General features: G+C 68.6%; 27 protein-coding genes. 21 read left to right on the top strand and 6 right to left on the bottom strand.

What is annotated here, in order from left to right; genetic code table 11:
• Nucleotides 1-302 precede the first annotated feature (302 nt).
• The gene (gene nadA / locus VKH46_01495; GenBank protein HKB69486.1) at nt 303-1244 is read right to left on the bottom strand and encodes a quinolinate synthase NadA; all 942 of its coding nucleotides are present in this window, start codon (nt 1242-1244) and stop codon (nt 303-305) included.
• 100 nt (nt 1245-1344) lie between these two features.
• Between nadA and VKH46_01500 the strand changes: the two genes are divergently transcribed.
• The 8 genes from VKH46_01500 (at nt 1345) to VKH46_01535 (ending at nt 9506) form a co-directional block, all read left to right on the top strand.
• Nucleotides 1345-1935 carry a DUF892 family protein gene (locus VKH46_01500; protein ID HKB69487.1) on the top strand — a complete coding sequence of 197 codons (591 nt, stop codon included), beginning with the start codon at nt 1345-1347 and terminating at the stop codon, nt 1933-1935.
• 240 nt (nt 1936-2175) lie between these two features.
• Nucleotides 2176-3792, top strand: a complete 1617-nt coding sequence (locus VKH46_01505; GenBank protein HKB69488.1) for a sigma 54-interacting transcriptional regulator — start codon at nt 2176-2178, stop codon at nt 3790-3792.
• A gap of 115 nt (nt 3793-3907) precedes the next feature.
• Entirely contained in the window at nt 3908-4186 is a 279-nt protein-coding gene (locus VKH46_01510; GenBank protein ID HKB69489.1) for a hypothetical protein, read from the top strand.
• Nucleotides 4183-5517 carry a TolC family protein gene (locus tag VKH46_01515; protein ID HKB69490.1) on the top strand — a complete coding sequence of 445 codons (1335 nt, stop codon included), beginning with the start codon at nt 4183-4185 and terminating at the stop codon, nt 5515-5517. Before VKH46_01510 ends, VKH46_01515 begins: the two co-directional genes overlap by 4 nt.
• Complete coding sequence (locus VKH46_01520; GenBank protein HKB69491.1) at nt 5517-6518, top strand: HlyD family secretion protein; 1002 nt, start codon at nt 5517-5519, stop codon at nt 6516-6518. Before VKH46_01515 ends, VKH46_01520 begins: the two co-directional genes overlap by 1 nt.
• Before the next feature lie 6 nt (nt 6519-6524).
• Nucleotides 6525-8072 carry a DHA2 family efflux MFS transporter permease subunit gene (locus VKH46_01525; GenBank protein ID HKB69492.1) on the top strand — a complete coding sequence of 516 codons (1548 nt, stop codon included), beginning with the start codon at nt 6525-6527 and terminating at the stop codon, nt 8070-8072.
• A 413-nt stretch (nt 8073-8485) separates the two neighbouring features.
• Nucleotides 8486-8800, top strand: coding sequence for a hypothetical protein (locus VKH46_01530; GenBank protein ID HKB69493.1), 315 nt, complete (start codon nt 8486-8488; stop codon nt 8798-8800).
• 34 nt (nt 8801-8834) lie between these two features.
• On the top strand, nt 8835-9506 hold the full coding sequence (locus VKH46_01535; GenBank protein ID HKB69494.1) for a class D sortase: 672 nt from the start codon (nt 8835-8837) through the stop codon (nt 9504-9506).
• Here the strand turns inward: VKH46_01535 and VKH46_01540 are convergent.
• Entirely contained in the window at nt 9497-9961 is a 465-nt protein-coding gene (locus tag VKH46_01540; GenBank protein HKB69495.1) for a hypothetical protein, read from the bottom strand. The two genes, VKH46_01535 and VKH46_01540, sit on opposite strands and share 10 nt — an antisense overlap.
• A 590-nt stretch (nt 9962-10551) precedes the next feature.
• On the opposite strand from VKH46_01540, the gene VKH46_01545 reads away from it, so the two are divergent.
• The 3 genes from VKH46_01545 (at nt 10552) to VKH46_01555 (ending at nt 12343) form a co-directional block, all read left to right on the top strand.
• Nucleotides 10552-10974 carry an OsmC family protein gene (locus VKH46_01545; GenBank protein HKB69496.1) on the top strand — a complete coding sequence of 141 codons (423 nt, stop codon included), beginning with the start codon at nt 10552-10554 and terminating at the stop codon, nt 10972-10974.
• 154 nt (nt 10975-11128) lie between these two features.
• Nucleotides 11129-11410 carry an RNA-binding protein gene (locus VKH46_01550; protein HKB69497.1) on the top strand — a complete coding sequence of 94 codons (282 nt, stop codon included), beginning with the start codon at nt 11129-11131 and terminating at the stop codon, nt 11408-11410.
• 78 nt (nt 11411-11488) lie between these two features.
• Entirely contained in the window at nt 11489-12343 is an 855-nt protein-coding gene (locus tag VKH46_01555; GenBank protein HKB69498.1) for a DUF1003 domain-containing protein, read from the top strand.
• Nucleotides 12344-12443: 100 nt separating this feature from the next.
• Here the strand turns inward: VKH46_01555 and VKH46_01560 are convergent, their stop codons facing one another.
• The gene (locus VKH46_01560) at nt 12444-13652 is read right to left on the bottom strand and encodes a methyltransferase (GenBank protein ID HKB69499.1); all 1209 of its coding nucleotides are present in this window, start codon (nt 13650-13652) and stop codon (nt 12444-12446) included.
• 343 nt (nt 13653-13995) lie between these two features.
• Here VKH46_01560 and VKH46_01565 point away from each other — a divergent pair, with 343 nt between their 5' ends.
• From VKH46_01565 to VKH46_01600, 8 genes are all read left to right on the top strand, one after another.
• Entirely contained in the window at nt 13996-14931 is a 936-nt protein-coding gene (locus VKH46_01565) for a DUF4097 family beta strand repeat-containing protein (GenBank protein HKB69500.1), read from the top strand.
• Nucleotides 14932-15130: 199 nt separating this feature from the next.
• Complete coding sequence (locus VKH46_01570) at nt 15131-16177, top strand: AAA family ATPase (GenBank protein ID HKB69501.1); 1047 nt, start codon at nt 15131-15133, stop codon at nt 16175-16177.
• 68 nt (nt 16178-16245) lie between these two features.
• Nucleotides 16246-16695, top strand: coding sequence for a hypothetical protein (locus tag VKH46_01575; GenBank protein HKB69502.1), 450 nt, complete (start codon nt 16246-16248; stop codon nt 16693-16695).
• A gap of 138 nt (nt 16696-16833) precedes the next feature.
• Nucleotides 16834-18207, top strand: coding sequence for a hypothetical protein (locus VKH46_01580; protein ID HKB69503.1), 1374 nt, complete (start codon nt 16834-16836; stop codon nt 18205-18207).
• Between the two features lie 927 nt (nt 18208-19134).
• Nucleotides 19135-19500 carry a hypothetical protein gene (locus VKH46_01585; protein ID HKB69504.1) on the top strand — a complete coding sequence of 122 codons (366 nt, stop codon included), beginning with the start codon at nt 19135-19137 and terminating at the stop codon, nt 19498-19500.
• Between the two features lie 4 nt (nt 19501-19504).
• Nucleotides 19505-20551, top strand: coding sequence for a Gfo/Idh/MocA family oxidoreductase (locus tag VKH46_01590; protein ID HKB69505.1), 1047 nt, complete (start codon nt 19505-19507; stop codon nt 20549-20551).
• 72 nt (nt 20552-20623) lie between these two features.
• Nucleotides 20624-21172 carry a DUF1440 domain-containing protein gene (locus VKH46_01595; protein ID HKB69506.1) on the top strand — a complete coding sequence of 183 codons (549 nt, stop codon included), beginning with the start codon at nt 20624-20626 and terminating at the stop codon, nt 21170-21172.
• A gap of 16 nt (nt 21173-21188) precedes the next feature.
• Nucleotides 21189-21557: a metallopeptidase family protein gene (locus VKH46_01600; GenBank protein ID HKB69507.1), complete on the top strand. Its 369-nt coding sequence runs from the start codon at nt 21189-21191 to the stop codon at nt 21555-21557.
• A 37-nt stretch (nt 21558-21594) separates the two neighbouring features.
• Here the strand turns inward: VKH46_01600 and VKH46_01605 are convergent, their stop codons facing one another.
• Genes VKH46_01605 through VKH46_01615 form a run of 3 tightly spaced genes read right to left on the bottom strand, consistent with a single transcriptional unit; the run spans nt 21595 to nt 23691 of the window.
• Nucleotides 21595-22401, bottom strand: coding sequence for an alpha/beta hydrolase (locus VKH46_01605; GenBank protein ID HKB69508.1), 807 nt, complete (start codon nt 22399-22401; stop codon nt 21595-21597).
• Nucleotides 22402-22447: 46 nt separating this feature from the next.
• Nucleotides 22448-23173, bottom strand: a complete 726-nt coding sequence (locus VKH46_01610) for a zf-HC2 domain-containing protein (protein ID HKB69509.1) — start codon at nt 23171-23173, stop codon at nt 22448-22450.
• Nucleotides 23173-23691 carry a sigma-70 family RNA polymerase sigma factor gene (locus VKH46_01615; GenBank protein ID HKB69510.1) on the bottom strand — a complete coding sequence of 173 codons (519 nt, stop codon included), beginning with the start codon at nt 23689-23691 and terminating at the stop codon, nt 23173-23175. Before VKH46_01615 ends, VKH46_01610 begins: the two co-directional genes overlap by 1 nt.
• Nucleotides 23692-23874: 183 nt before the next feature.
• On the opposite strand from VKH46_01615, the gene VKH46_01620 reads away from it, so the two are divergent.
• Both VKH46_01620 and VKH46_01625 read left to right on the top strand, forming a co-directional pair.
• Nucleotides 23875-24861 carry a metallophosphoesterase gene (locus tag VKH46_01620; GenBank protein HKB69511.1) on the top strand — a complete coding sequence of 329 codons (987 nt, stop codon included), beginning with the start codon at nt 23875-23877 and terminating at the stop codon, nt 24859-24861.
• Nucleotides 24858-25229 (top strand): cupredoxin domain-containing protein, encoded by a 372-nt coding sequence (locus VKH46_01625; GenBank protein HKB69512.1) that lies wholly within the window; start codon nt 24858-24860, stop codon nt 25227-25229. The genes VKH46_01620 and VKH46_01625 overlap by 4 nt, the downstream gene beginning before the upstream one ends.
• The last annotated feature ends 59 nt before the right edge of the window (nt 25230-25288 follow it).

Raw genomic sequence — 25288 nt, forward strand, 5'->3', positions numbered from 1 at the left:
CGCGCAGAACGACGAGGCGGCGAGGCAGGGGACCATACCCATCGAAGTCCGGTAAGGGGAGGGAGGCGCGGACCATACGCGCCGTTATATGCGTCCGGCGAGCCTGCCGGCGGCTCGACGTACGTTTCAGTACGCCTTCACCGCCGGCAGGCTCGCCGGGCGCATCTTCCAACACGTCTGGCCGCGCCTCGTCGCTCCGCGTTTCCTCGGAAACTGACGATCGCGCGGCAACCCGAGGCCTGCACGCGTGGTCGCGATGGCGATCTCGCGGACACAAGCGGGCTGCGGGTTATCGTCCGCGCTTACGAAAGCTCGAGCATGCGCTGGAGCGATCGCGCCGCCGCCACCCGCACGTCCTCGGGGATCGTGATCTCCGGCTTCTCGTCGCGCAGGGCGAAGTAAACCTTCTCGACCGTGTTCTTCTTCATGAAGGGGCAGAGGTTGCAGGCACAGGTGTCGGCGGGGAGCGGAATGAACTTCTTTCCCGGAGCGCCTTTCTCCATCTGGTGGAGGATCCCCGGCTCGGTCGCGACGAGGAACTCCGGGGCGTCCGTCTCGGTGACGTAGCGAAGCATCGACTTCGTCGAGCCGACGTGGTCGGCGTGCTTCAGGATCGCCTCCGGGCATTCCGGGTGCGCCGCGATCTTCGCGTTCGGATGGGCGACCTTCAGGCGGACGAGCTCCCTTTCGGAAAACTGCTCGTGGACGATGCAGGTACCCGGCCACAGGATCATCTTTCGTCCGGTCTTCTTCTCGAGCCAGGCGCCGAGGTGCCGGTCGGGCGCGAAGAGGATCTCCCGGTCCGCCGGGATCGAGCGGACGATCTTCTCGGCGTTCGACGACGTGCAGATGATGTCCGACAGCGCTTTCACCCGGGCCGAGCAATTGATGTAGGTGATCGACACGGCGCCGGGATGGGCGTCGCGGAAGGCGCGGAAGGCCTCGGGAGGACAGGAATCCTCGAGGGAGCAGCCGGCCGAGAGATCGGGGACGACCACCTTTCTCGTGGGATTGAGGATCTTGGCCGTTTCCGCCATGAAGCGGACCCCGGCGAAAACGATCATGCGCGCGTCGGTCTTCTGGGCCGTCTTCGAGAGATCGAGCGAATCCCCGACGAAGTCCGCCAGGTCCTGGATCTCGGACTCCTGGTAGTAGTGGGCGAGGAGGACGGCGCGTTTCTCCTTCTTGAGACGGAGGATTTCCGCCTCGACGTCGAGGGGCGCGGCGACGGCAGCGGACGACATGGCTTCGATTGTAACAACGCGGCAGCCCCCGGAATTGCGTCACGAAGTCGCTTGGCGCGAAGATTGCGTGCAGGATCAGGGGGAAAGGGGTGCGCAAATCATGACAACGAAGGAAATGCAGAAAGAGACCGCTCCCGGCGCGTTCGTCAGCGACATCGAGGAGATCCGGCGCCGCGCCCGGCAGCACATGGAAAGAGGCGCGGTCACCGAGGGATATCGGGCCGACCGGGAGACGGTCATCCGGCTCCTGAACGAGGCGCTCGCGACCGAGATCGTCTGCGTGCTCCGCTACAAGTACCACTACTTCATGGCGGGAGGGATCAACTCGCAGTCCGTCAAGCAGGAGTTCCTCGAGCACGCCAACGAGGAGCAGCAGCACGCCGACATGATCGCCGAGCGGATCACCCAGCTCGACGGGAAGCCCAACTACGACCCCGACGGCCTCGCCACCCGCAGCCACTCGGAATACAAGGAAGGCGTCTCCCTCGTCGACATGATCCGCGAAGACCTCGTCGCCGAGCGGATCGCGATCGAGTCGTACGGCGACATGATCCGGTTCCTCGGCAACGACGATCCGACGAGCCGGCGCCTCATGGAACAGATTCTCGCGACCGAGGAGCAGCACGCCGACGACATGAAGACGCTGCTGGAGACCATCACGCAGCAGGAAGAACAAGCCCGGAAAAGGTAGGCGCGGACCATACATCGAGCGCATACGCGCGTCCTCGCCCGCCGGCCCCTGTGACGTACGCTTCCGGTACGCCTCCGGGTCCGGCGTTCTGTGGGCGCGCGTCTCGCTCGCGTCTGGCCGCGCCTCGTCGTCTTCAGAACTGATTCACATCGCGGCCGTTGGGTGCGAGCCGCGCCGCCGTCCCGCGTTTCCGTCCCACGAGCCGGCTCCCGCGCCCGGCTCGCGCTAAGATTCGGGCAAATGTCCTCCCCCTCCTGCCCCTCGTCCGGCGAGGAGAAATACCGCCTCCTGCTCCAGGTGTCGGAGGCGGCCAACGCCCAGCGCGACCTGGCCGGCGTCCTCGAGGCGGCGGCCCGCGCCCTGAAGCCGTTCGTGCCGGTCGACGCGATCGCCGCGATCACGATCGACGGCGACGTCGCGCGCACGCACGCGATCCACATCGAGGGGGTCGAACGGCGTCCGGGCGAGGCGGTCGAGGAGACGATGGCGCGCGCGCTCGACCTTCCCCGCGAGAGCGTCGCCGTCGTCCAGAGCGGCTTCCCGCTGCGCGGCACCGGGACCGAATTCGTCGGGCGCACCGGCAAGGCCTACGTCTCGCAGGACCTCGCGGAGGACCGGATATTCGCCGAAGACGAGCGGCTCCTCTCCTACGGGGTGCACTCCTACGTCCGCACCCCCCTCTTCGTCCGCGACCGCCAGCTCGGGTCGATCGCCTTCGCCCGCATCGCGCCGAAACGCTTCACGCCGGAGGAGGTCGAGCTCCTGGAAGAGGTGTCCCGGCCGCTGGCGACCGCTCTCTCGAACTCGCTCGCGTTCGCCGAGATCGCGCGGCTGAAGGACCTCCTGCAGGAGGAGAACCTGGTGCTCAAGGAGGAGATCGACCAGGAGTCGATGTTCGAGGAGATCGTCGGCTCCTCCGCCGCGCTGCGCAAGGTCCTCTCCCGCGTCGAGAAGGTCGCGCGGACCGACTCGACGGTGCTCCTGTGCGGCGAGACGGGGACGGGCAAGGAGCTCGTCGCGCGCGCGATTCACCGGCTGTCGCCGCGCTCGGCGAGGGCGCTCATCAAGGTCAACCTCGCCGCGCTGCCCGAGGGGCTGATCGCCTCCGAGCTCTTCGGGCACGAGAAGGGCGCGTTCACGGGCGCTCTCCAGAGGCGCATCGGCCGATTCGAGCTCGCCGCCGGCGGAACGCTCTTCCTCGACGAGGTGAGCGAGCTGCCTCCCGAGATGCAGGTCGCGCTCCTGCGCGTCCTGCAGGAAGGAGAGTTCGAGCGCGTCGGCGGGAGCCGGACGCTCCACACGGACGCGCGCGTGATCGCGGCGACCAACCGCGATCTCGGCTCCGCGGTCGCCGACGGGAGCTTTCGCGAAGACCTCTACTACCGGTTGAACGTCTTCCCGATCGACATCCCGCCTTTGCGCGAGCGAAAGAGCGACATTCCCATCCTCGTCGAGTACTTCGTCGGGCGCCACGCCGCGCGGCTGGGGAAGCGGATTCGCCGCGTGGAGAAGAAGACGATGGACCTCTTCCTCGCGTATCCGTGGCCGGGCAACGTCCGCGAGCTCCAGAACGTGATCGAGCGCGCCGCGATCCTGACGGAGGGAGACACGCTGCGCGTCGAGGAGAACGCCCTCGGCCGGACGGGGGCGGCCGCGCCGGCCGGCGCTTCGCTTCCGACGAGCCTCCAGAGCGAGGAGAAGAAGATCATCGAATCCGTGCTCGCGCAGACGCGCGGCCGCGTCTCCGGGCCTTCCGGGGCGGCGGTCCGGCTCCGCATCCCCTCCACGACCCTCGAGTCGAAGATCCGGAAGCTCAACATCGACAAGCATCGCTTCCGCTCGGAGCTCCCGCGGTAGCTGCGAAATTTCGTAAATCCACCGGGACGACGGGAAGCCTGCTCTCCCCAAGTCCGTCCAATCGCTGACCTTAGGCTGATTTTCGGCTGGCACGACTCTTGATCGCCCAGGGGCCGTGCTGAAGATCGAAAAGACCGCCGAGACGGCCGGACGCGTCACCTTCTTCCTTTCGGGACGGATCTCCGACGACCAGGTCTCCGAGCTCGAGCGGATCGTTGCCGAGTCGCGCCGCGCCGGCCGCCAGGTGATCCTCGATCTCGAGGGAGTGGGCATCGTCGACCGCCGGGCCGTCCGGTTCTTCCTCGAGGGAGAAGGATCGCACGCGAAGCTCCTCCACACTCCCGTGTACGTCGCCGAGTGGCTGCGGACGGAAGGACGCCGGAGCGCCCGGTGAGGCGCGCGTGGATCCTGGCCGCGGTCCTTCTCGCCGCGGCGGCCGCGCGGGCGGAAACGCTCACGCTCACGCTCTCCGACGCGATCGACCGCGCCCTCGCCGAGGGAACGGCCGGAAAGATCGCGGCGTTGAGCGTCGACGAGTCGCGGCTCGAGGCCGCGCGCGCCGCGATCGCGCTGCGTCCGCGCGTGGACGCGGTGGTTTCCGACGTCAACGAGAGCCTGAACCTCGAGACGTTCGGCCTCACCTTTCCCGGCGTGCCGCCGATCGTGCCTCCCTTCAACGTTTTCGACGCGCACGTCGCGGCGTCGATGAACGTGATCGACGTCGCCGCGCGGCGCCGCGTCGCCGCGGCGCGGCAGCAGATCCGGGTGAGCGAGGCGGAACGGGAACAGTCCGACGCGGACGTCGCGGCAGCGGTCGCCTCGCTGTATCTGACGATCCGCCGCGCGGAGTCGCTCGTCGACGAGACGGAGGCCAACGTGAAGCTCTTCGAGAAGCTTCGCGCGCAGGCCGCGCACGAGCAGGAGGTCGGCGTCGGCACGCGGCTCGACACCACGCGCGCCGACGTGCAGCTGTCGCGGCAGCGCCAGGCGCTGCTCGTGGCGCAGACCCGGCGCGATACCGCGCGTCTGGCGCTCCTGCGCGCGGTCGGCGCCGACCTCGGGGACGCGCTCGTCCTCTCCGACTCGTTCGCGCCGCCCGCCCGCGAGCTCCCGACGCCGGAAGCGGCGATCGCGACCGCCCGCAGGCTCCGCCCGGAGCTCCGCGGCTTCGACGAGAATCTCAAGGCCGCCCGCCTCTCGCTCGCCGCCGCGCGGGGCGAGAGGTGGCCGCGGCTGGCCGCCCAGTTCCAGGGCGGATACAACGGGAACTACCTCGGGGACCTCTCCTGGACGCGCGTCGTCGGCGGCTCGCTGACGTTCCCCGTCTATTCCGGCGGCGAAACCGCGGTGAAGATCGAGGAAGCGAAGCTCAAGGAGCGTTCGCTCGAAGTCCGGCGCGACGACGTCGACCGCCGCATCCAGGAAGAAGTCCGCCGCGATCTCCTCGCGTACCGCAGCGCGGTGAGCCGCGCCGCGCTCGCCGAGGAGAACGCCCGCCTCGCCGCCGACGAGCTCACGTTCGCGACCGACCGGTTCGTCAACGGCGTCTCGTCCGAGATCGAGCTCGACAACGCGCAGACGAGCGTGATCGCGGCGCGGGACGCCCGCGTGGCCTCGCTCGCCGACCAGGAGCAGGCGTGGATCGACCTGAAGCATGCGACCGGCGAGATCCGGGAGATCGCCGCCCGGGACGAACCCGGATTCGCCGCCGAGGAGAAGCCGTGATGGAAGAGCCCCTGAAGAAGCCGCATCCGCCCGAGACCCGAGCCGAGCCCGCCCCGCGGCGCCGGCGCCGGAAGTTCATCCCGTGGCTGATCGCCGCGCTCGTCGTGGGGGCGGGGATCGTCTACGGAGTCCGGACGATCGCCTTCTACCGGCACCACGCGGAGACCGACGACGCGCAGATCGAGGGGCACATCGACCCGGTCCTCCCGCGCGTGTCGGGCTACGTCACCGAAATCGACGTCGACGACAACCAGCGCGTCGCGAGAGGGGACGTGCTCCTCCGCATCGACACGCGGGATCTCCAGGCGAAGATCGAAACGGCGCAGGGAGCCCTCGAGACCGCCCGCGCCCAGGTCGCCGTCGCCCGGGCGAACGTCTCCGCCGCCGAGACGGCCCGCGGGCGCGCGACGGGAGACCTGACGCGATACTCGGCGCTCCGGCAGAAGCAGGAGATCTCGCAGCAGCAATACGACGCCGCGCGGGCGGCCGCCGACGCCGCCACCGCGCAACGGAGCGCCGCCCTGCAGTCGGTCGCCGCGGCAAGGGCCCAGGTCGCGCAGAAGCAGGCCGATCTCGATCTCGCGCGCCTCCAGCTCTCGTACGCGACCGTGGCGGCCCCCTCCTCGGGGATCGTCTCGAAAAAGAACGTCGAAGTGGGCGAGCTCGTGCAGGCGGGGCAGCCCCTCATGGCGATCGTGCAGGACGCGCGGGTCTGGGTCGTCGCCAACTACAAGGAGACCCAGCTCCGCCGCATGCGGGTCGGGCAGCCGGTGACCTTCGAGGTCGACGCGTACCCGAACCACGTCTTCCACGGGCGCGTCGATTCGTTCGCCGCGGCGACCGGCGCGAAGTTCTCGCTCCTGCCGCCCGACAACGCGACCGGCAACTTCACGAAGGTCGTGCAGCGGATTCCCGTGAAGATCGTCCCGACGGATCCGCCCGATCCGCGCTTCCCGCTGCGCGCGGGGATGAGCGTGACGACGATCGTCGACCTCGGATAATCCCCCGTGTCGGAGCACGGCGCCCGCAAGTGGATCATCACGATCACGGTGATCCTCGCCTCGATCATCGAGCTGATCGACACCTCGATCGTCAACGTCGCCCTTCCGCAGATGATGGGAAACCTCGGCGCGACCCTCGACGAGGTGGCGTGGGTGGTCACCGCCTACGTCGTCGCCAACGTGATCGTGATTCCGATGACGGGCTGGCTCTCGTCGCTCTTCGGCCGGCGCAACTACTTCGCCGGCTCGATCGTCCTCTTCACGATCGCCTCGTTCTTCTGCGGCCACGCGACCGGCATCTGGGAGCTGGTGGTCTTCCGGTTCATCCAGGGCGTCGGTGGAGGCGCGCTCCTCTCCACGTCCCAGTCGATCATCGTCGAGACCTTCCCGCCGGAGGAGCTCGGCCTCGCCAACGGGCTGTTCGGGCTGGGCGTCGTCGTCGGGCCGACGATCGGGCCCACGCTCGGCGGGTGGATCACCGACAACTACAACTGGCCCTGGATCTTCTACGTGAACATCCCGATCGGGATCCTCGCGATGTTCCTCACGCTGACGTTCATCCACGACCCGAAGGAGAAGCACCGCCTCGGGCGCGTCGACTGGTGGGGCATCGCGCTCCTCGTCCTCGGCATCGGCTCCCTCCAGGTGGTGCTCGAGCGCGGTGAACGGGAAGACTGGTTCTCGGCCACGTACATCACCGTCCTCGCCTTCGTCGCCGTGATCGGAGTCGTCGGCTTCGTCTGGCGCGAGCTGACGGCGGAGCACCCCGTGGTCAACCTTCGCGTGCTCAAGGACCGCTCGCTCGCCGTGGGAACGCTCTTCACGTTCATCCTCGGGTTCGGCCTCTATTCCTCCGTCTTCATCTTTCCCGTCTTCATCCAGAACCTCCTCGGCTTCACCGCGATGCAGACGGGCCTCATCCTCCTGCCGGGCGGCCTCGCGACCGCGGTGATGATGCCGGTCGTGGGCAAGGCGCTCCAGCGCGGGTTCCCTCCGCAGATCATGAACGCGCTCGGGTTCATCTCGTTCTTCGTGTTCACGCACATGCTGTCGAAGTCGACGCTCGAATCGGGGCGCGGCGACTTCTTCTGGCCGCTGATCTTCCGGGGTGTCGGCCTCGGGCTCCTGTTCGTCCCGCTCACGACCCTCGCGCTCTCGAACCTCCGCGGCCGCGACATCCCCCAGGGAGCGGGGCTGACCAACATGATGCGGCAGCTCGGAGGCTCCTTCGGGATCGCTCTCATCGCGACGTTCATCCAGCACCGCTCGGCGTCGCACCGGCAGAACCTGCTCACGCACGTCTCGATCTACGACTTCGCGCTGCGGCAGCGGCTCTCGGCGATCACGGGCGCGCTGATGGCACACGGCTCCTCGCTCGCGGAGGCGAAGCGGCAGGCGACGGCGGCGATCGAGGGCCTCGTGGTCCGCCAGACGTTCCTCCTGACGTACATGGACGCGTTCCGCGTCGTCGGCGTCTTCTTCCTGCTGTGCATCCCCCTGCTGTTGCTGTTCAAGAGGGGGCGCGGCAGGCCCGTCTCCGCACCATTGCACTAGGGGCGCGGCGATACATCGAGCGGGTATCCAGCGGACGCCGCGTCAGCGGCAGACGCGCCGATCGCCGAGCACGCCAGTGCGATGGCATACGGGCGCGTGCCGCCCGCGCCGCTTTGCGACGTACGATTTTTCTGTCATATCCGCGCACGCGGGTATCCGTCCTGGGTCCCCGCTCTCGCGGGGACGACCGCTTCGCTGTCGCCTCACCGGGACGTCGCGAACGGCCCGCATCCCCGTCTGGGTCGCGTCTCGCCGCGCCCCCATATGACGGATGACGTCCATCGACGCTTCTCGAGCGCTGCGAGCTCATACTCACACAAAACCGTCCACAGTACGGAATTCCTGACAAACAGTGCATCGAAATCAGGCGGGGAGCGGACTATCCGATACAATCGAGCGTGCAGGAGGTCACTTTGGCCAAGACGAACGTATTCACGATCATCGAAGACCTGAAATCCGGACTGGACGACCTGATGGAGGCGCTCGAGCCGCTCGCGAGAGTCGCGGTGAAGAAGACGCGGCGAGGAATCAAGCGCGGGCGCAAGGCAACCCGGAAGATGGTCAAGAAGAATCTCCCGAAGGCCACGCGTCAGCTCCGCGTCCTCCAGGCGCGCTACATGACGCTCGTCCGGCGGCTGTCCAAGGTCCAGAAGGAGCAGGTGAAAAAGCTCCGCAAGACGAAGGGGTACAAGGAGGCGTTGAAACTCGCCGCGCGGCTTTCGCGCTGACCCGGGAACGATCGTTGCACCACGGGGCGGCATCGTGCGTTCCCGCCGCCTGAATTTCCTCCGCGGCGCCGCTGCGTTGCTCGCCGTTTCGTGCGCCGTGCGCGCGGCGGCGCAGCTCCCGGGCGATGACGCGGCCGTTCACCCGGACGACTTCCACTGTCCTCCCGATCCGCCGGGCCAGCCCGACTTCGCCGAGGCTCTCGCATGGCTCGAATTCCCGCGCCTCGGCCTTCTGGCTCCCGTCTACGAGGGCACTCGCGGAGCGGACCTCGACCGCGGGGCGGGGCTCGTCGAAGGCACCGCGCTTCCCGGCGTTCCGGACCGGCGCCGCAATTGTGTGATCGCCGCCCACCGCACCTCGTTCTTCTCCCCTCTCGAGTCGGCGGTTCCGGGCGACGTTCTGACCCTGATCACGGGCGCCGGCGCGGTCGAATTCGTGGTCGACCGGATCCTCGTCGTCACGCCCGACCACGTCGAGCTCGAGGCGCCGACGCGCTCTTCCCGGTTGACCCTCGTCACCTGCACGCCGTTCAACTACCTGGGATCGGCTCCGAGGCGCCTCGTCGTGATCGCATCCCGGCGCGCATCCCGCGAAGCTCACCGGCCGAGGGCCCGTTCCCGGCGCCCGCGCGCGAAGCCGAACGAAAAAAGGACGCCCGGTCGGGCGTCCTTTCCGATCCCGCGGACCGCGCCGGGTCAGCGATAGGGCTCGACCGTCACGACGGTGTGTCCGTTGGCGTCCACCGACTGCTTCACGCGGACGCGGCTCCCGACCGCCACCGAGGTGTCCATCGCCGGAGAGCCGCTGATGTCGAAGGTCTGCGTCTTGCCGTTGGCCATGGTGATGACGAGCGTGCGTCCGGCGTCGAGCGTCTTGACCGTGCCGGTGTAGCCGCGCGGCGCCGCCGTCGACGCTGCGGTCGAGCCGTACGTCCCGGTAGTCCCGCTAGTCCCGGTAGTCCCGGTCGTGCTCCCCGAAGTCGATCCGTAGGTGCTGCCCGTCGAGTTCGTGTCCGTGCTGGTGGTCGTCTGCGACGTCGTCGAGGACGTCGGGGTCCGGTCCTCGTCGCCTTTCTGCGGACTCGTAGAGCTCTGCGCGAAGCCGGCCGTCGCCACCAGCAGCGCGGCGCCGAACAGCGTCGTATTCAAAACATTCTTCATTTGCCAACCTCCTCGTAACCGGCGGAACCGGAATTGGCTCCGGTCGTCAAAAAAGCACTTTTCGTGCCACCGGGACTCTCGAAACATCTTTCCTTCCAATGGTTTCCGGGTAGAAACGGAATGGCGGAAGAGGGCTTTTCGGGCCGCGCGCGGTCGCTCTCCTTCCCCCCGGCGTCCGGCAGCGATCTTGCTCGACTCTTCCCGCGGAGGAAACCATGTGTGAACACAAAGGGTGCCAGTGCCGCGAAACCAGCGTTCAGCGCGGCGGAAAGAAGTTCTGCAGCGAGACGTGCGCGGACGTGGAGTCGTCGGGTCGTCACGGGCAGCACTGTCCGTGCGGTCATCCCTCCTGCAAAGCGGCGTGATCGCGATGGAAGACCGGAAAGGGCTTTCCTCGAAGGCGCGCCCGGCGTCGAGAGACGCCCCGCGCGGAGCGGGGGCGACGGCCGGTCCGCGCGGCTCACTCCGGGGAGGTCGCCCCGGCCGCACGAGTCCGTCGAATCCGCGCGCGGATCGCCCGGCCTGACCTCCGCGTCGAGCTTTGCAAACGTCCCCGCGGCGGATAGAGTGGGACGCCTGAGGAGAACGGCATGAAACGAAAAGCTTCGGCGGTCTGGAACGGCGGATTGAAGGACGGCAACGGAACGATCTCGACCGACAGCGGCGCGCTGAAGGAGGCGGCGTATTCCTTCGGCACGCGCTTCGAAAACGGCGTCGGCACCAATCCGGAAGAGCTGATCGCGGCCGCGCACGCCGGCTGCTTCAGCATGGCGCTCTCGGGGCAGCTCGGAGCGGCCGGAATGACCGCCGAGAGCATACGAACCGCGGCGACGGTCACGATGGAGAAGCTCGACGCGGGCTGGACCATCACCGCCGTCCATCTGGACGTCACGGCGAAGATCCCGAACGGGGATCGCGGGAAATTCGAGACGGCGGCCGCCAACGCGAAGACGGGGTGCCCGGTCTCCCGGCTCCTGAACGCGGCGATCACGATGGATGCACGGCTCGAATAGCGATAGACTGGAGGCCTCGTATCGCTCGTCGTTCTGACAGTTTCGCTGTCGAAATCCGAGACCGATACACGATGAGAACCCGAAGCGCCTTTCCGGCGGGCGCATCGGGACTTGAGGAGCCGGGGCCGGACCATCCGGCCGATGAGGATTCCCGATGAAACTCTACGTGGGCAATCTCTCCTACAACACCACCGAGGACGAGCTGCGGGAGCTGTTCGCCGCTTACGGCCAGCCGGACTCGGTCAAGGTCATCACGGACCGCGACACCGGACGGTCGAAGGGCTTCGGCTTCGTCGAGTTCTCCAACGACCAGGAAGCGAAGGCGGCGATGTCGGCGCTCAACGGAAAAGACATGGGCGGCCGGGCGCTCACGGTCAACGAGGCCCGTCCTCGCGAAGAGGGCGGCGGCGGCCGCGGGGGACGCGGCCGCTACTGACCGGCGGCCGGCGCGCTTTTTCGTTCTTCGGGGGCGGGAAATCCGCCCCTTTTTCTCGTCTGCGCGTAAAATCCGCGCATGCCGACCGACGCCGAGCTCCTCCGGGAGATCCCTCTCTTTCAGACGATGGACGACGACGAGCGGGCGGCCGTCGCCGCGCTCACCGAGGAGGCCCACTTCGCGGCGGGCGAGCGCCTCTTTCACGAGCACGACATCGGGGGCATCTGCTACGTCCTCCGCCAGGGACGCATCGAGCTCTCGGTCGTCGACGAATCGGGCGAGAAGCTCGTCGTGGACGTCGTCGAGCCGGGCGAGCTCTTCGGAGAGCTTTCGCTCTTCGACGGCGGGAACCGCTCGGCCGGGGCGGTCGCGCTCACCGACGTGGACGCGCTCGTCCTCGAACGCGACGAGTTCCTCGATTTCCTGCGGCGCAAACCCGACGCCGCGCTCGACGTCCTCGCGGCCCTGACGAAGCGCATCCGGCGGGCTGACTCCCTGCTCAAGCACCGAGTCCAGAACCCGAACGAGATCATCCAGGAGCGCGAGACCGTCGGCAATCGCATCGCCGACGCCGTTGCGGCCTTCGGCGGCAGCTGGCGCTTCATCATCCTGTTCCTGTCGATGATGCTCGTCTGGATCACCGCGAACATGGCCGCCCGAAAGAGCTGGGATCCCTACCCCTTCATCCTCCTGAACCTCGTGCTCTCGATGCTCGCCGCCCTCCAGGCGCCCGTCATCATGATGAGCCAGAACCGGCAGGACGCGAAGGACCGGATCCGCAGCGAGGCCGACTACCAGATCAACGTGAAGGCGGAAGTCGAGATCGCCGAGCTCCACGAGAAGCTCGACCGCCTCGCCGGCGAGCTGCGCCTGGCTCTGCAGAAGCCTCTCGGCGGCGCGGCCAACAACGCGCGCAGCTCGCTGCCGTCCTGACCGCCGTGTTCGCCGGCTCGGAGACCGCAGCGCGCGGCACCGCCGGCTCCAGGACGCTCACTCGCCACCGGCGTCGAACGGACGCCGGGGGGCCGGCGCGTCAGGGACGAGAGAAAACTCGAAGCCGACGGCCGATCCCGGCGTAAACCCGCCCCAGACGACCGGCCGGCAAGTACGGCCGTGTCGTCTCGGCGACGAAGATTCGCGATAGTCCTCTCGCGCTGGTCGCCTCGATGCGAACGATGTCATCCGGATCGACGGAGGAAACGGGGAACGAAAAGGCCCAGCGGCGTCGTGCCCCGGGGGGACCATCGCCCGGCGAGACTTCGGCGAGGCGATCGCCCAGATGGAGCGAAATATCGGGGGGCCGTTCGTCGCCTTCGCCCGTGGCCCACCCGCCGACGGATACGGCGCCGTCTTCGATCGCCGATTCGTCCATGCCTCCCCAGGCTACGCGGGGAAGGCGGAGATCCCGGTCAGCGGGAAGCGGCGGGTTGAGCAGAACATAGACGTCCTGAAAGCCGCAGAGTCCGAAAGGGAATGCGAGGAGATCGTCGTTCCGGCCCGTCACGCGGCTGGCGACACTCCGAACGTATTCGGGCGTCACGTAGGAGGTTCCATATTCCGTCCCGTCGAGCCGCTCGGTCTCACTGGTCGTCCGGAACAGTATCCCGGCGGCGCGATCGGCCTCTCCCGGAGGTAGCAGGTCCATCCCATGAGTGCTGAAGATCAGGATCCCGCCCGGAGCCAGAAGGCGTCTCAGGCGCGCGAGCCACGACTCGAAGCGGCCCGAGGGAAGATGGCTGAAAAAGGAGCAGGCAAAGACGACGTCGAACGTCCCCTCCTGCCGAAAGGACTCCGGTTCGCGCGTCGAAATCGTTCCGGACACTCCGAAGACGGCCTCCTGGAAACGTACCGCCGCCGGCTCGATCTCGGCGACGGAGATCCGATCGGGAGGGAGTTGCCCAACGAGAAAGCGTGAGAAGCGACCGAAGCCGCTGGCAAAGTCGAAAAAGCGCCCCACGCCCTCGAACCCGCCGAAGCGCCATCGAACGATTCGCTCGACCATCTGACTGATGGTGTGCCCCGTATGAAAATAGAAGACCGCCGCCGTCGCGGGGGATCGGCGTGGCTGGCCGAGCTCATACCCGTACATCTCGTCCCCGGGGTGGATCCGGGTGTCGAGCGCGGCACCGGTGCGCACGAGTGACCTCACGTAATCCGCGACGCTCGCCTCGGTGGTGGGATCCAACGGCGCCAGGTGCTCTGCCCTGCTTGTGCCGCCGAACCGTCGCGGCCGTCGATTCATTCGTGAGGCCCGGGACGAGCGGCGCCCGACGACCCGCGTTCCGCGTCGAGCCCGCCGGGCACGGTCCGCAGCGGCGACATGTCGGACTTCCGCAGGCGCTTTCCCAAAGTACGGCCTCGCATTTCGAATGGCGCAAAGCACCCTACCAGAATGCCGACACAGAAGGCTATTTCGCGCGCCAACCGGAGGCCGCATACACGAGTCCGGGGAGGTGCTTCTCGCCCCGTCTCCTCACCGGTGAAGGACCGATCCGGGGACCGGGTCTCGCCGGGAAGAAATGCTCCGGGGAAGCTTCGGAAACTTTTTCCGCCGCCCTGCGTCACAGTGAGAAGAGGGGGTCACGATGAAGCCTCGCTTTCTCCTTCCCATCCTGCTTCTCGCCGCCGCGTCAGCGGTTTCTGCCGATTCCCGGGTCGAGCGGACGCTCAAGCTCGAGCCGGGCGGCCGGTTCCGGCTCGACTCGGACGTCGGAGCGGTCGTGGTCCGGGGCCGGTCCGGCTCGGGAGCCCACGTTCTCTTCGAATCGAGCCGGCGCGACCTGCTGGAAGACCTCGATTTCCGATTCGACGAAAAGCCCGGAGAAGCGATCGTGACCGCGAAATTCCGCCACCACCACTGGTTCGAAGGCTTCCACGGCCGGGTCGACGTGACGATCGAGGTCCCGTCCGAAACGGCCGTGGACATCCACACCGCCGGCGGTTCGATCCGCGCCTCCGCCCTGAAACGCCCCGCGAAGCTGCGGACGTCGGGCGGCAGCCTCACGATCGAAGATCTCTCGGCCGACGTCGACGGCGACACGTCGGGCGGCTCGGTCCAAGTCCGCGACGTGATCGGGAACGTGCGGGTTCGGACGTCGGGAGGCTCGATCGAAGCCGCGCGGATCCGCGGTCCGCTCGACGCGGACACGAGCGGCGGCTCCGTCCGAATCGAGACCGTCTCGGGCGACGTGAAGGCGCACAGCTCCGGCGGACCGATCCACGTTCTCGACGCGGCGGGGCGAGTCGACGCGCAGACGTCCGGGGGCGGCGTCGAGGTCGCGTTCGCGAAGGGGAACGGCCGCGGCGGCCGGATCGAGAGCTCGGGAGGCGGGATCACGGTTTCGCTCGATCCCTCCGTGCGCCTCGACATCGACGCGCACGGCGAACGCGTTCACAGCGACCTTCCGCTCACGACGTCCGGCAGTTTCTCGCGCGAGTCGCTCCACGGAACGTTGAACGGCGGCGGCCCGTCCCTCCGGCTCGAGACGAGCGGGGGATCGGTGAAGATCCGGGCGCTCTGAATCGCTTTTCCGGTGTGAGGCGGCGGACGAGCCGCCCCCACCGGGCGAGTTCTCCGCGGCGGCATCACCCGCCCTCTCGCGATCCCTGATCAACGGACTCTCGCGACCGGGGTCCCGACTCCGGACTGACTCACGACTCGCGACTCGCCGACCGGCGACGGGCGTCGCCCTGGCCCTCGAATTGCTCTAATCTCGGGAAATGATCCGGCCGTTTCTCTCCTTCACCCCTCGCCGCGAGGTCGTGGACCTCGTGCTCCCGCGGCGGACGTTTGCCGACGTCATCCTCCCGGAGAGCACGCGGCGCGCCCTCGAGGAGGCGCTCGTCCAGATCGACAAGCACCACCTGATCTTCGAGGAGTGGGGGCTCGGCGAAAGGCATTCGACGGGTGTGGCGCTCGCCTTCCACTTCGCCGGCCCGCCGGGCACGGGGAAGACGATCTGCGCCGAGGCGGTCGCGCACGCGATCGGGAAGCGTCTTCTGCGCGTGCGGTACAGCGAGATGGAGAGCGCGTTCGTCGGCGAGAGCGGAAAGAACGTCGCCGCCGCCTTCCGCCAGGCGCGCGAGCACGACGCGGTGCTCTTCTTCGACGAGGCGGACTCGATCGCCGGGCGCCGGTTCGCCCAGCTTTCGCAGGGATACGAGCGGGAAGCGAACCTGACCGTCAACGTGCTCCTCTCGGAGCTCGAGCACTACCCCGGCGTCGTCATCTTCGCGACGAACCTCGCGGCGAACTTCGACCCCGCGTTCGAGCGCCGGGTCCGGACGCACATCCTCTTCGAGCTCCCGGAGGCGGCCGAGCGGGAGAAGATCTGGCGCGCGCAGATCCATCCCGAGAAGACGCCGCTCGCTTCGGACGTCGACTTCCGGGGGCTCGCCGCGGGTTGGGAAGTCTCGGGCGGCGACATCAAGAACGCGGTGCTGAAGGCGGCGCAGGCCGCCGCCGCCGAGAAGGGGCGCGACCGCGGCAAGGCGATCGCTCAGCGGCATTTCGTTTCGGGGATCGAGTCCGTCGTCGCCGGGAAGAAGACGATGAAGCAGTCGCTCTTCGAGCCCTCTCCGACGGGCGCGCCGCGCCGGCTCGATTCGGTCGAGGCCGCGATCGAGGATCTCCGCGGAGCGCTGGACGGACGGCAGAGCGCGGCCGGCTCTGGCCGGCCTCGTTTCACGGCCTTCGTGATCGTCCTGTCGCTCGCCGCCGGCGCCGCGGTCGGCTGGATGATCGCGGCGATGCACCTCTTCCGCTGACGCCGGCGGCGCGGCATTTCCGTCTTTCCGTGGCATGTCTCGTGCTACTCCCGTCCGGTGGAGGGGACATGCGACCACATCGACGAGTAACCGGTTCCGGCACGGCTCTTTTCCTCCTGGGGATCGTTCTCGCGGCGGGCTGCCGCAAGGAGACGACGCCGAAACTCGAGGTGAAATCCGAGGCGACCGAAACCGTTCCCGGCGGAAAGCGCGTGACGAAAACGGAATCGACGCAAGTCGGATCGACCCTCGTCAAGGAAACCGAAACGACGGCATCCGGCGCCGCCGGGTCCGGAAAGACCGACGTGAACACCTACGTGGGAACGGTCGTGTCCTACACGGCCGGCCGCTCGATCGAAGTCCTGACCGGAGAGAGCGATCACCACCGCGTCGACCTTACCGGCAAGGACACGAGCGTCGATGCCGACCCCGCCATCGCGATCGGCAACAAGGTCCGGCTCGTCGAGTCTCACGATCCTCAGGGACGTCGCCGGGTGACGATTTCGCGGCTCGGCTGAGTCCGCCCGGGCAACACCGCAGCTTCGAGGCGTCGATCCACCGAAGTCCTGGCGAGGGTGGACGCGAAGTTGAAGTCATGGTCCGCGCCGCAGCTCCTGCGACGGTGAGATAATTGCCTCCTCAGTCAGGAGGCCCGCTTGAAGATCTTCTCTGGCGCTCTCCTCTTCGCCGCCGCCGCGGCGCTCGCGCTCGGACAGGCGGTGGCCCCGGCGCCGGTCAACCGGGCCAAGCTCGAATCCCTCCACGAGGCCGGAAAGGCTTTTCAACAGGCGCTCGCCGACCCGAACGCGACCGTCGAAAAAGTCACCGAGCTTCGCCAGAAGCTCGCGCACGAAGCGGCTCGATTCGACGGGACGGAAACCTCCCCGGCGGAGCAGCGGATCGTCTCGCTGTACGCCGCCGCGGCGCGCGGTTACGAGGAGACTCGAAATCGCTTCCTGACCGAGAAATCCCGGGAGCATTTCCTCGCCGACGTGCGCCAGATCGCGACGGAGCTTTCCGACGCGGAGAACCTCTTCCAGGGAGCGGCGCCCGCCGTTCCGGTCGTCGCTCCCCCGCCGCCCGTGCCCGCGGCGCCGCCGGCTCCGAAGAAGCGGCCGCCGCTCGAAACGGTCCCCGTGGCGCCGCCGCGGGAGGAGCCTCCCGGTCCGCCGGTACCCCCTCTCCCGCCGCCGGCCCACACTCCCGAGCCGCCGACGCACGCGGAACCGCCGATCGGGCCGCCGCCGTCGCGGACGACTTCCGTTCCGCCCCCTCCTTCCGCGGTCCAGTCGCCGCCTCCCGAAGTCGCTCCTCCTCCGCCGCCGCCGACGCCGGCGCCGAGCCCCGCTCCGCAAGTCGTGCCGCCGGCGACAGCCGCTCCGACGGCGCCGCCCGCCGCCGTTCCGGAAGCCGAGCCCCCTGCGCCGGCCGCGGTCGCGCCTCCGGAGCCGCCACCGGCGGCAGCCGCGCCCCCTGCAACGCCGCCGCCTGCGATCGCGCCGCCCCCGCCCGTCGAACCTCCGCCGCCTGCGGTTTCCGCGCCTCCGGCGGCTCCGCCGGTGCCCCCGGCGGCGGCCCCGCCGACGGAAGCGAAACCCGCTCCCGAAACCCCGGCCGCGCCGTCGCAACCGGAAGCGGCGGCCCCGGTGGCTCCTCCCGCAAACGTTCCACCGGCGGCTCCGACGCCTTCCCCGGCCGAGGCAGCACCGGTGGAAGGCCGACATGCCGGACCCCCGATCGTCTCGCGCGCTCCGATGCCTTCGACGCCGACCGGCGTGCGGAAGGCCGCGGACAAGCTCCGCATCGAGACGAAGGCCGGGGCGGTCGTCGACCGCTGCGCGCTTCTCGGCGAAGTCACGACCGGCGAAGTCCGTTCCGGCGTGTACGAGATCGGCGGCCACAATTTCCTGTACGACGACGCGATGGGGCTCGCGCGCCTGAAGGTCGTCGAAGCGGGCGGAGACACGTTTCTGGTGCGGGAGAAGACGAAGAGGTCCATAACGGGCGACGCCTACCTGTGTAAACGCTAGCGGGCGCAGCGACGTGTCGCGCCGAAGCCTCGGCGAAGGCGGATACATCGAGCGATACGGGCGCGTGCCCGCCGGCCGCGCCCTCAACGTACGCTTTCGGTACGCCTCGGGACGCGGCCGGCAGACCCGCATCCCGTCTCGCTCGCGTCTCGCCGCGCCTCAGCGCTTTGCTAACCGGCAGACGCGAGAGGTTTCGCGATCCGAGCCCCGCGAGTGCGCGTCGCATTGCTCTCGAATTGCTCTGGTGGGGCGCCGAAGCGGTCGAGGGCTTCAGCCCGAGCCGCGAAAGGCCGACGCGCAGATAGTCTCCCGAAGAGTATCCAGCGCGCGACGCCAGTCGCCGCCGCGAAGCGGCCGGCGCGGGAGCGCCGAGCGCGCCGATCCTCCTCCGCTCTCCGAGCTACGGCGGACAAGGCTGTAATCAACGATGGTGCGACTCGCGAACCTCGGTCGAAGTAGATCCGCCGAAGCCTTGGCGAAGGTGGATCGCCGCGCACGCCCGGGCGCGAGCCACCGAGGGAGGAGGTCTGCGCGGCGAGAGGTTTCGCGATCCGAGCTCCGGAGCGTCGCGTCGCATTGCTCTCGAATTGCTCTGGTGGGGCGCCGAAGCGGTCGAGGGCTTCAGCCCGAGCCGCGAAAGGCCGACGCGCAGATAGTCTCCCGAAGTAACCGAGGGAGGAGGTCTGCGCGGCGAGAGGTTTCGCGATCCGAGCTCCGCGAGCGTCGCGTCGAATTGCTCTCGAATTGCTCTCGTGGGGCGCCGAAGCGGTCGAGGGCTCTAGCCCGAGCCGCGAAAGGCCGACGCGCGGAGAGCCTTCCGCGAAGTAACCGAGCGTAAGGCCCACGCGGCGGGAGCATTCGCGATCCGAGCCGCGCGAGAGTCGTGAATGCGACGGTCCCGGCACGTTTAATGCACCCCTTCATTCCATGCGGCAAAGATTCGTTTTTCTCGCGCTGCTCGCCGCGACGGCCGCGAGCTTCGCCGCGGCCCAGGTCAAGCCGCCCGATGCCCCACCGTTCAAGCCCCCGACCGACATCCCGCGGCCGAAGACTCCCGACGAGCCTCCCGGCACGCCCGAGAAGACGACGGGAACCGTTCAATCGTATGAGCCGGAGAAGTCGCTCGTGCTGACGACCCCCGACGGATCGCGGACGTTCGACCTGAAAAACGTCAAGATCTCGGGAGACACGGACTTCGCGGTCGGGGACCAGATCACCGTCGTCAAGACGGTGGATCCGCGCGGACAGGTGACGCTGACGATCGCGAAGGAAGCCGCGCCCGGTACAGAATAGCGGCATGGCGCGAGTCGGCATCGTCGGGACGGGCTGGGGCGCCCGCGTCCAGGTTCCCGCGTTCCGTGCCGCCGGGCTCGAGGTGGCCGGCCTCGCGGGCGAGCACCCCGGGAAAACCCGCCGCGTCGCATCCGAGCTCGGCGTTCCCCCCTTCGCCGACTGGCGCGCGCTGATCGCCTCGCCGATCGACCTCGTGAGCCTCGTCGTCCCGCCGGCCGAGCACGTCGAGATGGCCTGCGCCGCGCTCGCGGCGGGGCGGCACGTCCTCGCGGAAAAGCCGACGGCGCTCGACGCCGACGGCGCCGCGCGCATGGCGGAAACGGCCGCGGCGCATCCGGACCGTCTGGCGCTCATCGACCACGAGCTCCGGTTCCTGCCGTCGTGGCGCGCGGCCCGCGAGCGGATCCGGGATCTCGGTGACATCCGCCACGTCGAGGTCCGTTACTCGAGCCCGTCGCGCGGCGACCCGACCCGGCCGTGGAACTGGTGGAGCGACGCGGCGCAGGGGGGAGGCGTGTGGGGCGCGGTCGGATCGCATTACGTCGACGCGGTCCGGTACTTCATCGGCGAGATCGACGAAGTCCAGGCGGAGCTGAAGACATTCGTGCAGAGGCGGCCGGCCGGGAACGGCCTTTCCGAGGTGACTTCCGACGACTTCGCGGCGGTGCATGCGCGGATCACCGGAGGCGCGGTCGCCGCGATGACGTTTTCGAGCGTCGCCGCGGCCGACGACCCGACGACGCTCACGATCACCGGCGCGAAGGGGGCCTTCCGATTGGTGGGCAGCGAGCTGTGGGAGGCCCGGCGCGCCGGGCCATGGGAGCGCCGGACGGTCGGCGAGGGGCCGCCCGTTCCCGGCGACTCGCCCGGCGCCTTCTTCGGATCGGCGACCGAATACTTTGCCGCCGCTCTCCGCCGCGCTCTCGACGCCGGGGACCGGTCCGCTCTATCTCTCGCCGCTACGTTCGAGGATGGTCTCGCGCACCAGCGCGTCCTCGACGCGGCGCGCCGCTCGCACGAGAACGAAGGACGCTGGGAACGGGTTCGCTAGCCGGGCGATTGCCGACATTCCGAACACCCGCGCTGGACCGCCTCTTGCTCCTTTGCATCGGAGGAGGTGAGGATGTTCCCCATTGCCAGAAAGAAACCGAATCTCGGAAAGGGACTGGTATCCGGAATCGTCGCCGGAATCGTGGCCTCGTTCGTGATGAACCGGTTCCAGGAGCTTCGCGAGCGGCTGTTGCAGCTCCGCGAGCAGGAGAAAACCGATCGGGAGGGGCAGAGCCCGCAGACCCGGAAAGCGGCCGACGGAGGCGGAGAGAACGCGACCGTCAGGACGGCCGAGAAGATATCGGAAGGGGTGTTCGACCGGCCGCTCCGCGAGGAGGAGAAGAAGCTCGCGGGTCCCGCCGTCCATTATGCATTCGGAACCGCCGTCGGGGCGCTCTACGGGGCGATCGCCGACGTCTGGCCCGAGGCGACGGCCGCCGCGGGGATGCCTTTCGGCGCCGCTGTCTGGCTCGGCGCCGACGAGGTGGCGCTTCCGGTCCTGAAGCTCTCGAAAAAGCCGAACGACTATCCCCTGTCGACGCACGCCTACGGCCTGGCCTCGCACGTCGTCTACGGGGCGACGACCGAGCTCGTGCGGAAGGTGGTCCGAAAGGCGCTCTGAGCGGCCCTCGGGGATAATGCCGGGAGTGATCGACGTTTCTCCCCAGGAGTTCGAGGCGCTCGTGGCCGAAGCCCTCGACGATATCCCCGGCGAGTTCCAGCGGTATCTCGACAACACGCTCGTGACGATCGAGGAGCGTCCCACGCGCGCCCAGCTCGACGGCCTCGGCATCACCGGCCGACGCACGCTTCTCGGGCTCTACCAGGGTACGCCGCTCACGCTGCGGGACGCGAATTTCGCCGCGCTCCCCGACACGATCGTGCTCTTCCGGGAGCCGATCCTGTGGGCCAGCCGATCGAGAACGGACGTCGTCCGGCAGGTGCGGGACACGGTCGTGCACGAGATCGGGCACTTCTTCGGACTGTCGGACAAGGACCTGCCCTAGGAGTTTGCGCGGCAAACTCCTGGCTCCCGCGACGGGGCTACGTCGAAGCGATGAACTCCCGGATCAGCTCCGCATACTCGACCGGGTGCGTCATCTGGGGGGCATGGCCCCACTGGTCGATCACCACGTAGCGCGCCTGCGGCAGCACCTCGGAGTGGATCTTTTCCGTCACCCTCTTCAGGTGCTTCGGACTGCGCCCTCCCTCCGAGATCAGCACCGGACCGGCGAAGCGCGAGAGCGCTCGTCGGTCGAGGTCGTAGGCGGCGGGCTCGGCCCGCTCGTCGAGCCAGCACCGGATGTTCGCGATGAACACATCCCGCTGCTCGTCCGTGAGCGATTTCCAGCCGCCGGAGCCGAGCGCGAGCTCGTCCACGAAACGCTTCGCCCCTCCCGGCAGGTCCCCCCGCTCGACCTGCTCGAGGATCTCGCCGCCGATCCGCAGGAGCTCCTCGAGCACGGGCAGCTGCTCGAGGTCCTCGACCAGGTAGAAGATGAGCGGAGGCTCGTGGACCACCAGAGACCGGACGAGCTCGGGTTGACGCGCCGCGAGGCGCAGGGCGATCAAGGCGCCGAAGGAGCTCCCCACGACATTCGCGGGGGCGGCGTCGAACGCGCGGATGACGGCGGCGAGGTCGGCGACGTCCTGGTCGATCCCTCCCGTCGTGTCGCCGGATCCGCTTCGCCCGTGGCCGCGGCGGTCGTAGGTCAGCACGCGGAAGCTCCCGGAAAGCTCCGAAACGACCCGTTCCCACGTCGTCTGGTCGACGCTCGACCCGTGTACCAGCACGAGGGTCGGCCCCGAGCCCGCGACTTCGCAGCAGAGGTCGACGCCGTTGACCTTCACCATCGACATCGTCGTGGCCGAGATGGTACGCCCGCCGGAGCCGTTTTCAACTCGGGCGCGACCGAAACAGCTGCGCGAAACGCTCGAGCTCGGCGGGGTCGAGATCGGAAACGGCCCAGTACGCCATTTCTCCGTCGCGCCAGTGCCGGACGTGGAAGCCGTTGCGTCCGGAGGAAACGGTCTCCGGCATTCCCGCGGCCGGGCAGATGTAGAGGCTGATCACGTGGCGCCGTCTCGTGTACACGAGCGCCGCCGCGGGACGGCCGGCGACCGCGTCGAGGCGCCCGCCGAGCAGGGGAAATCCTTCCGCGGCGAGGTCCTTCACGGGGGGCGAGAAGTCGAGCTTTCCCCCAAACCACGGCTTCACGGTGTGGCGATCGGTCGAAGGCACGTCCACGAGCTTTCCCGGCTGGAGCGCCCGCACCTGGTTTCCGGCGAGCTCCGCCGCGAGGGCGTCCGCGCGGATGGACCGCCCCCGGTACGCCATGAGCCCCATCCCGAGCAGGAAGGCGGCCGCCGCCGACGCCGCCCACGGAAGAACCGGCGTCCGGGGCCGCCGCCGGCGGGTGAGCGAGGCGATCCGTGCGGCGAGCCGCGGCGGAGCTTCGAAGGAGACGTCGCGCACCGCATCTCCGAGCCACGCCTGCGCGCGCGCCAGCGCCGAGCACGACGCGCATCCCGCGACGTGGGATGCCACCGCGGCGGAGAGCGCCGCGTCGAGCTCGCCGTCGCGCCAGGCTCCCATCTCCTCTCGGACGCGGGTGCATTCCATCAGCGTTCCTCCCGGGACAGGTCGCGGAGCAGACGATCGCGCGCGCGGGCCAGCCGCGACATCACCGTTCCGATCGGGATCTCCGCCACCGCGGCGATCTCCTTGTACGAGAGACCCTCCTGTTCGCGCAGGACGACGACCTCCCGAAGCGCGGCGGGAAGCGCCTCGAGCGCGCGGCGGACGCGCTCCGCGCCGATGGCGCCGAGGGCGAGACGCTCCGGGTCCGGCGCGCCAGCGTCTCCCGTGTGGATCTCCTCGTCGAAAAGGTCCGCGTCGCGCTCGGCGCGTCCCCGGGCGAGCCACGTCATGGCGGTGCGGCGGATGATCGTGAGGAACCAGGCCCGGGGGTTCTCGCCGCGAAAGCCCCGAAAGAACCGCCAGGCCCGAAGCGAGGCTTCCTGGACGACGTCTTGCGCGTCCGCGTCGCTTCGGGTGAGCCATCGGGCGAGGTTGTAGCCGGAACGCACGTGCGGGAGGATCTCCTCGTCGAATCGGGATGCCTGGTTGCTGTCGTTCACCGGCGTCGCGCTCTTCTCTCCGGCTCTCCCGCCCGGGAAGGCGATTGTAACAGTCGACAATTCGCGTCCTCCGCTCCTTCTCAGACCGTTCTCGTCGCCCTTTTATTCCGTTGGTCGAAATTCTCCTTTCGGACGGAATAAGCGGCGCCCGGGACCGGTCTGGCGTGGCGAAGGGAGAAATGGATGAACAACAGCGACCGGCGGTCATTCCTGAAGATCGCGGGCATTTCGATCGGGGCGGGCGCGCTCTACCGCGTCGCGCCTCTCCTGGGCGCCGGCAAGGCCGGCGCCGCGGTATCCGACGCCCTGAAAAGGTCGAACGGAGAAGCGCTCCGGCCCTTCTCGTTCGTCCAGCTCTCCGACACTCACGTCGGCTTCGAGGGACCGCCGGATCCGCTCGGCACGCGCGCGTTCGAACGCGCGGTCGAGACGATCAACGCGCTCCCCGAGCCGCCCGAGCTCATCCTCTTCACGGGCGATCTCACGCACGACACCGAGAACCCCGGCGAGCACGCCGCCCGTCTGAAGAGGTTCCGGCAGATCGCGGGAGGCCTGCGGGTGCAGAACATCCGATGCGTTCCCGGAGAGCACGACGCGGCGCTGGACGGCGGCGCCCTCTTCCGCGAGCAGCTCGGACCCACGTCGTACTCCTTCGACCACCGCGGCGTGCACTTCGTCGCACTCGACAACGTTTCGCTCGGCAAGCCCGAGGTCGGGGCCGCGCAGCGCGCATGGCTCGAGAAGGATCTCGCGCGCTTCGGCTCGAGAGCGCCGATCGTCGTGTTCACGCATCGGCCGCTCTTCGACCTGAAGCCGGAATGGGAGTGGTTCACCGACGACGGGAACGACGTGATGAACCTCCTCGCGCGTTTCGAGAACGTCACGGTTCTCTACGGGCACATTCATCGCGAGGAACATCGGATGATCGGACGCGCCGGACATCACGGCGCGCGGTCGCTCGTTTTCGCCTTTCCCGATCCCGCGTCGGGCGCCGAGAAGAAGCCCCTTCCGTTCCAGAAAGACCGCCCCTTCGCGAACCTCGGAATCCGAACACTGACCTCGACGGGCGGACCCGGAGCGCCCGGCATCGACGACGTGGAGCTCTCGACGGCGGAGTTCGCCGGAACGAATGGAATCCAACAGTTGCTCAAGAAAGGAGCTTTCGCATGAAGATCCGAATTTTCCTCGGCGCGGTCGCCGCCTCGCTCGCGCTCCTCCAGGCCGGACCGGGCCGCCGGGCCACCGCCCAGCCCGCCCCCGAAACGCCGCGGGTGATCGGAATCACGGCCAAACGGTTCGCTTTCCTTCCCGCGGAGATCCGCCTCAAGAAGGGTGAGCCGGTCGTCCTCCGGCTGACGACCGAGGACGTGCGCCACGGCCTCTTCTCGCGCCCTCTCGGGATCAACGCCGAGTTCGCGCCCGGTCAGGCGCGAGACATCGCGCTCACTCCCTCGACGACCGGGACTTTCACCGTCATCTGCGACCGGTTCTGCGGCTCCGGTCACGGAAACATGAAGATCTCCGTCGTCGTCGAGTGAAGAGGCGCAGGAGCGGGCTCGGGGGTACGGCGGAGCCGCGAGGTCGTCCGGCTCGAGCC

This window comes from Thermoanaerobaculia bacterium (genome assembly GCA_035260525.1).
GTDB lineage: Bacteria > Acidobacteriota > Thermoanaerobaculia > UBA5066 > DATFVB01 > DATFVB01.

What these genes read in the sequence shown, in the direction of transcription:
- nadA (HKB69486.1), bottom strand. Translation starts at nt 1,244, where the DNA reads ATGTCGTCCGCTGCCGTCGCCGCGCCCCTCGACGTCGAGGCGGAAATC.
- VKH46_01545 (HKB69496.1), top strand. Translation starts at nt 10,552, where the DNA reads ATGAAACGAAAAGCTTCGGCGGTCTGGAACGGCGGATTGAAGGACGGC.
- VKH46_01500 (HKB69487.1), top strand. Translation starts at nt 1,345, where the DNA reads ATGACAACGAAGGAAATGCAGAAAGAGACCGCTCCCGGCGCGTTCGTC.
- VKH46_01570 (HKB69501.1), top strand. Translation starts at nt 15,131, where the DNA reads ATGATCCGGCCGTTTCTCTCCTTCACCCCTCGCCGCGAGGTCGTGGAC.
- VKH46_01595 (HKB69506.1), top strand. Translation starts at nt 20,624, where the DNA reads ATGTTCCCCATTGCCAGAAAGAAACCGAATCTCGGAAAGGGACTGGTA.
- VKH46_01505 (HKB69488.1), top strand. Translation starts at nt 2,176, where the DNA reads ATGTCCTCCCCCTCCTGCCCCTCGTCCGGCGAGGAGAAATACCGCCTC.
- VKH46_01585 (HKB69504.1), top strand. Translation starts at nt 19,135, where the DNA reads ATGCGGCAAAGATTCGTTTTTCTCGCGCTGCTCGCCGCGACGGCCGCG.
- VKH46_01600 (HKB69507.1), top strand. Translation starts at nt 21,189, where the DNA reads ATGCCGGGAGTGATCGACGTTTCTCCCCAGGAGTTCGAGGCGCTCGTG.
- VKH46_01625 (HKB69512.1), top strand. Translation starts at nt 24,858, where the DNA reads ATGAAGATCCGAATTTTCCTCGGCGCGGTCGCCGCCTCGCTCGCGCTC.
- VKH46_01520 (HKB69491.1), top strand. Translation starts at nt 5,517, where the DNA reads ATGGAAGAGCCCCTGAAGAAGCCGCATCCGCCCGAGACCCGAGCCGAG.
- VKH46_01550 (HKB69497.1), top strand. Translation starts at nt 11,129, where the DNA reads ATGAAACTCTACGTGGGCAATCTCTCCTACAACACCACCGAGGACGAG.
- VKH46_01565 (HKB69500.1), top strand. Translation starts at nt 13,996, where the DNA reads ATGAAGCCTCGCTTTCTCCTTCCCATCCTGCTTCTCGCCGCCGCGTCA.
- VKH46_01540 (HKB69495.1), bottom strand. Translation starts at nt 9,961, where the DNA reads ATGAAGAATGTTTTGAATACGACGCTGTTCGGCGCCGCGCTGCTGGTG.
- VKH46_01590 (HKB69505.1), top strand. Translation starts at nt 19,505, where the DNA reads ATGGCGCGAGTCGGCATCGTCGGGACGGGCTGGGGCGCCCGCGTCCAG.
- VKH46_01575 (HKB69502.1), top strand. Translation starts at nt 16,246, where the DNA reads ATGCGACCACATCGACGAGTAACCGGTTCCGGCACGGCTCTTTTCCTC.
- VKH46_01620 (HKB69511.1), top strand. Translation starts at nt 23,875, where the DNA reads ATGAACAACAGCGACCGGCGGTCATTCCTGAAGATCGCGGGCATTTCG.
- VKH46_01555 (HKB69498.1), top strand. Translation starts at nt 11,489, where the DNA reads ATGCCGACCGACGCCGAGCTCCTCCGGGAGATCCCTCTCTTTCAGACG.
- VKH46_01610 (HKB69509.1), bottom strand. Translation starts at nt 23,173, where the DNA reads ATGGAATGCACCCGCGTCCGAGAGGAGATGGGAGCCTGGCGCGACGGC.
- VKH46_01560 (HKB69499.1), bottom strand. Translation starts at nt 13,652, where the DNA reads ATGAATCGACGGCCGCGACGGTTCGGCGGCACAAGCAGGGCAGAGCAC.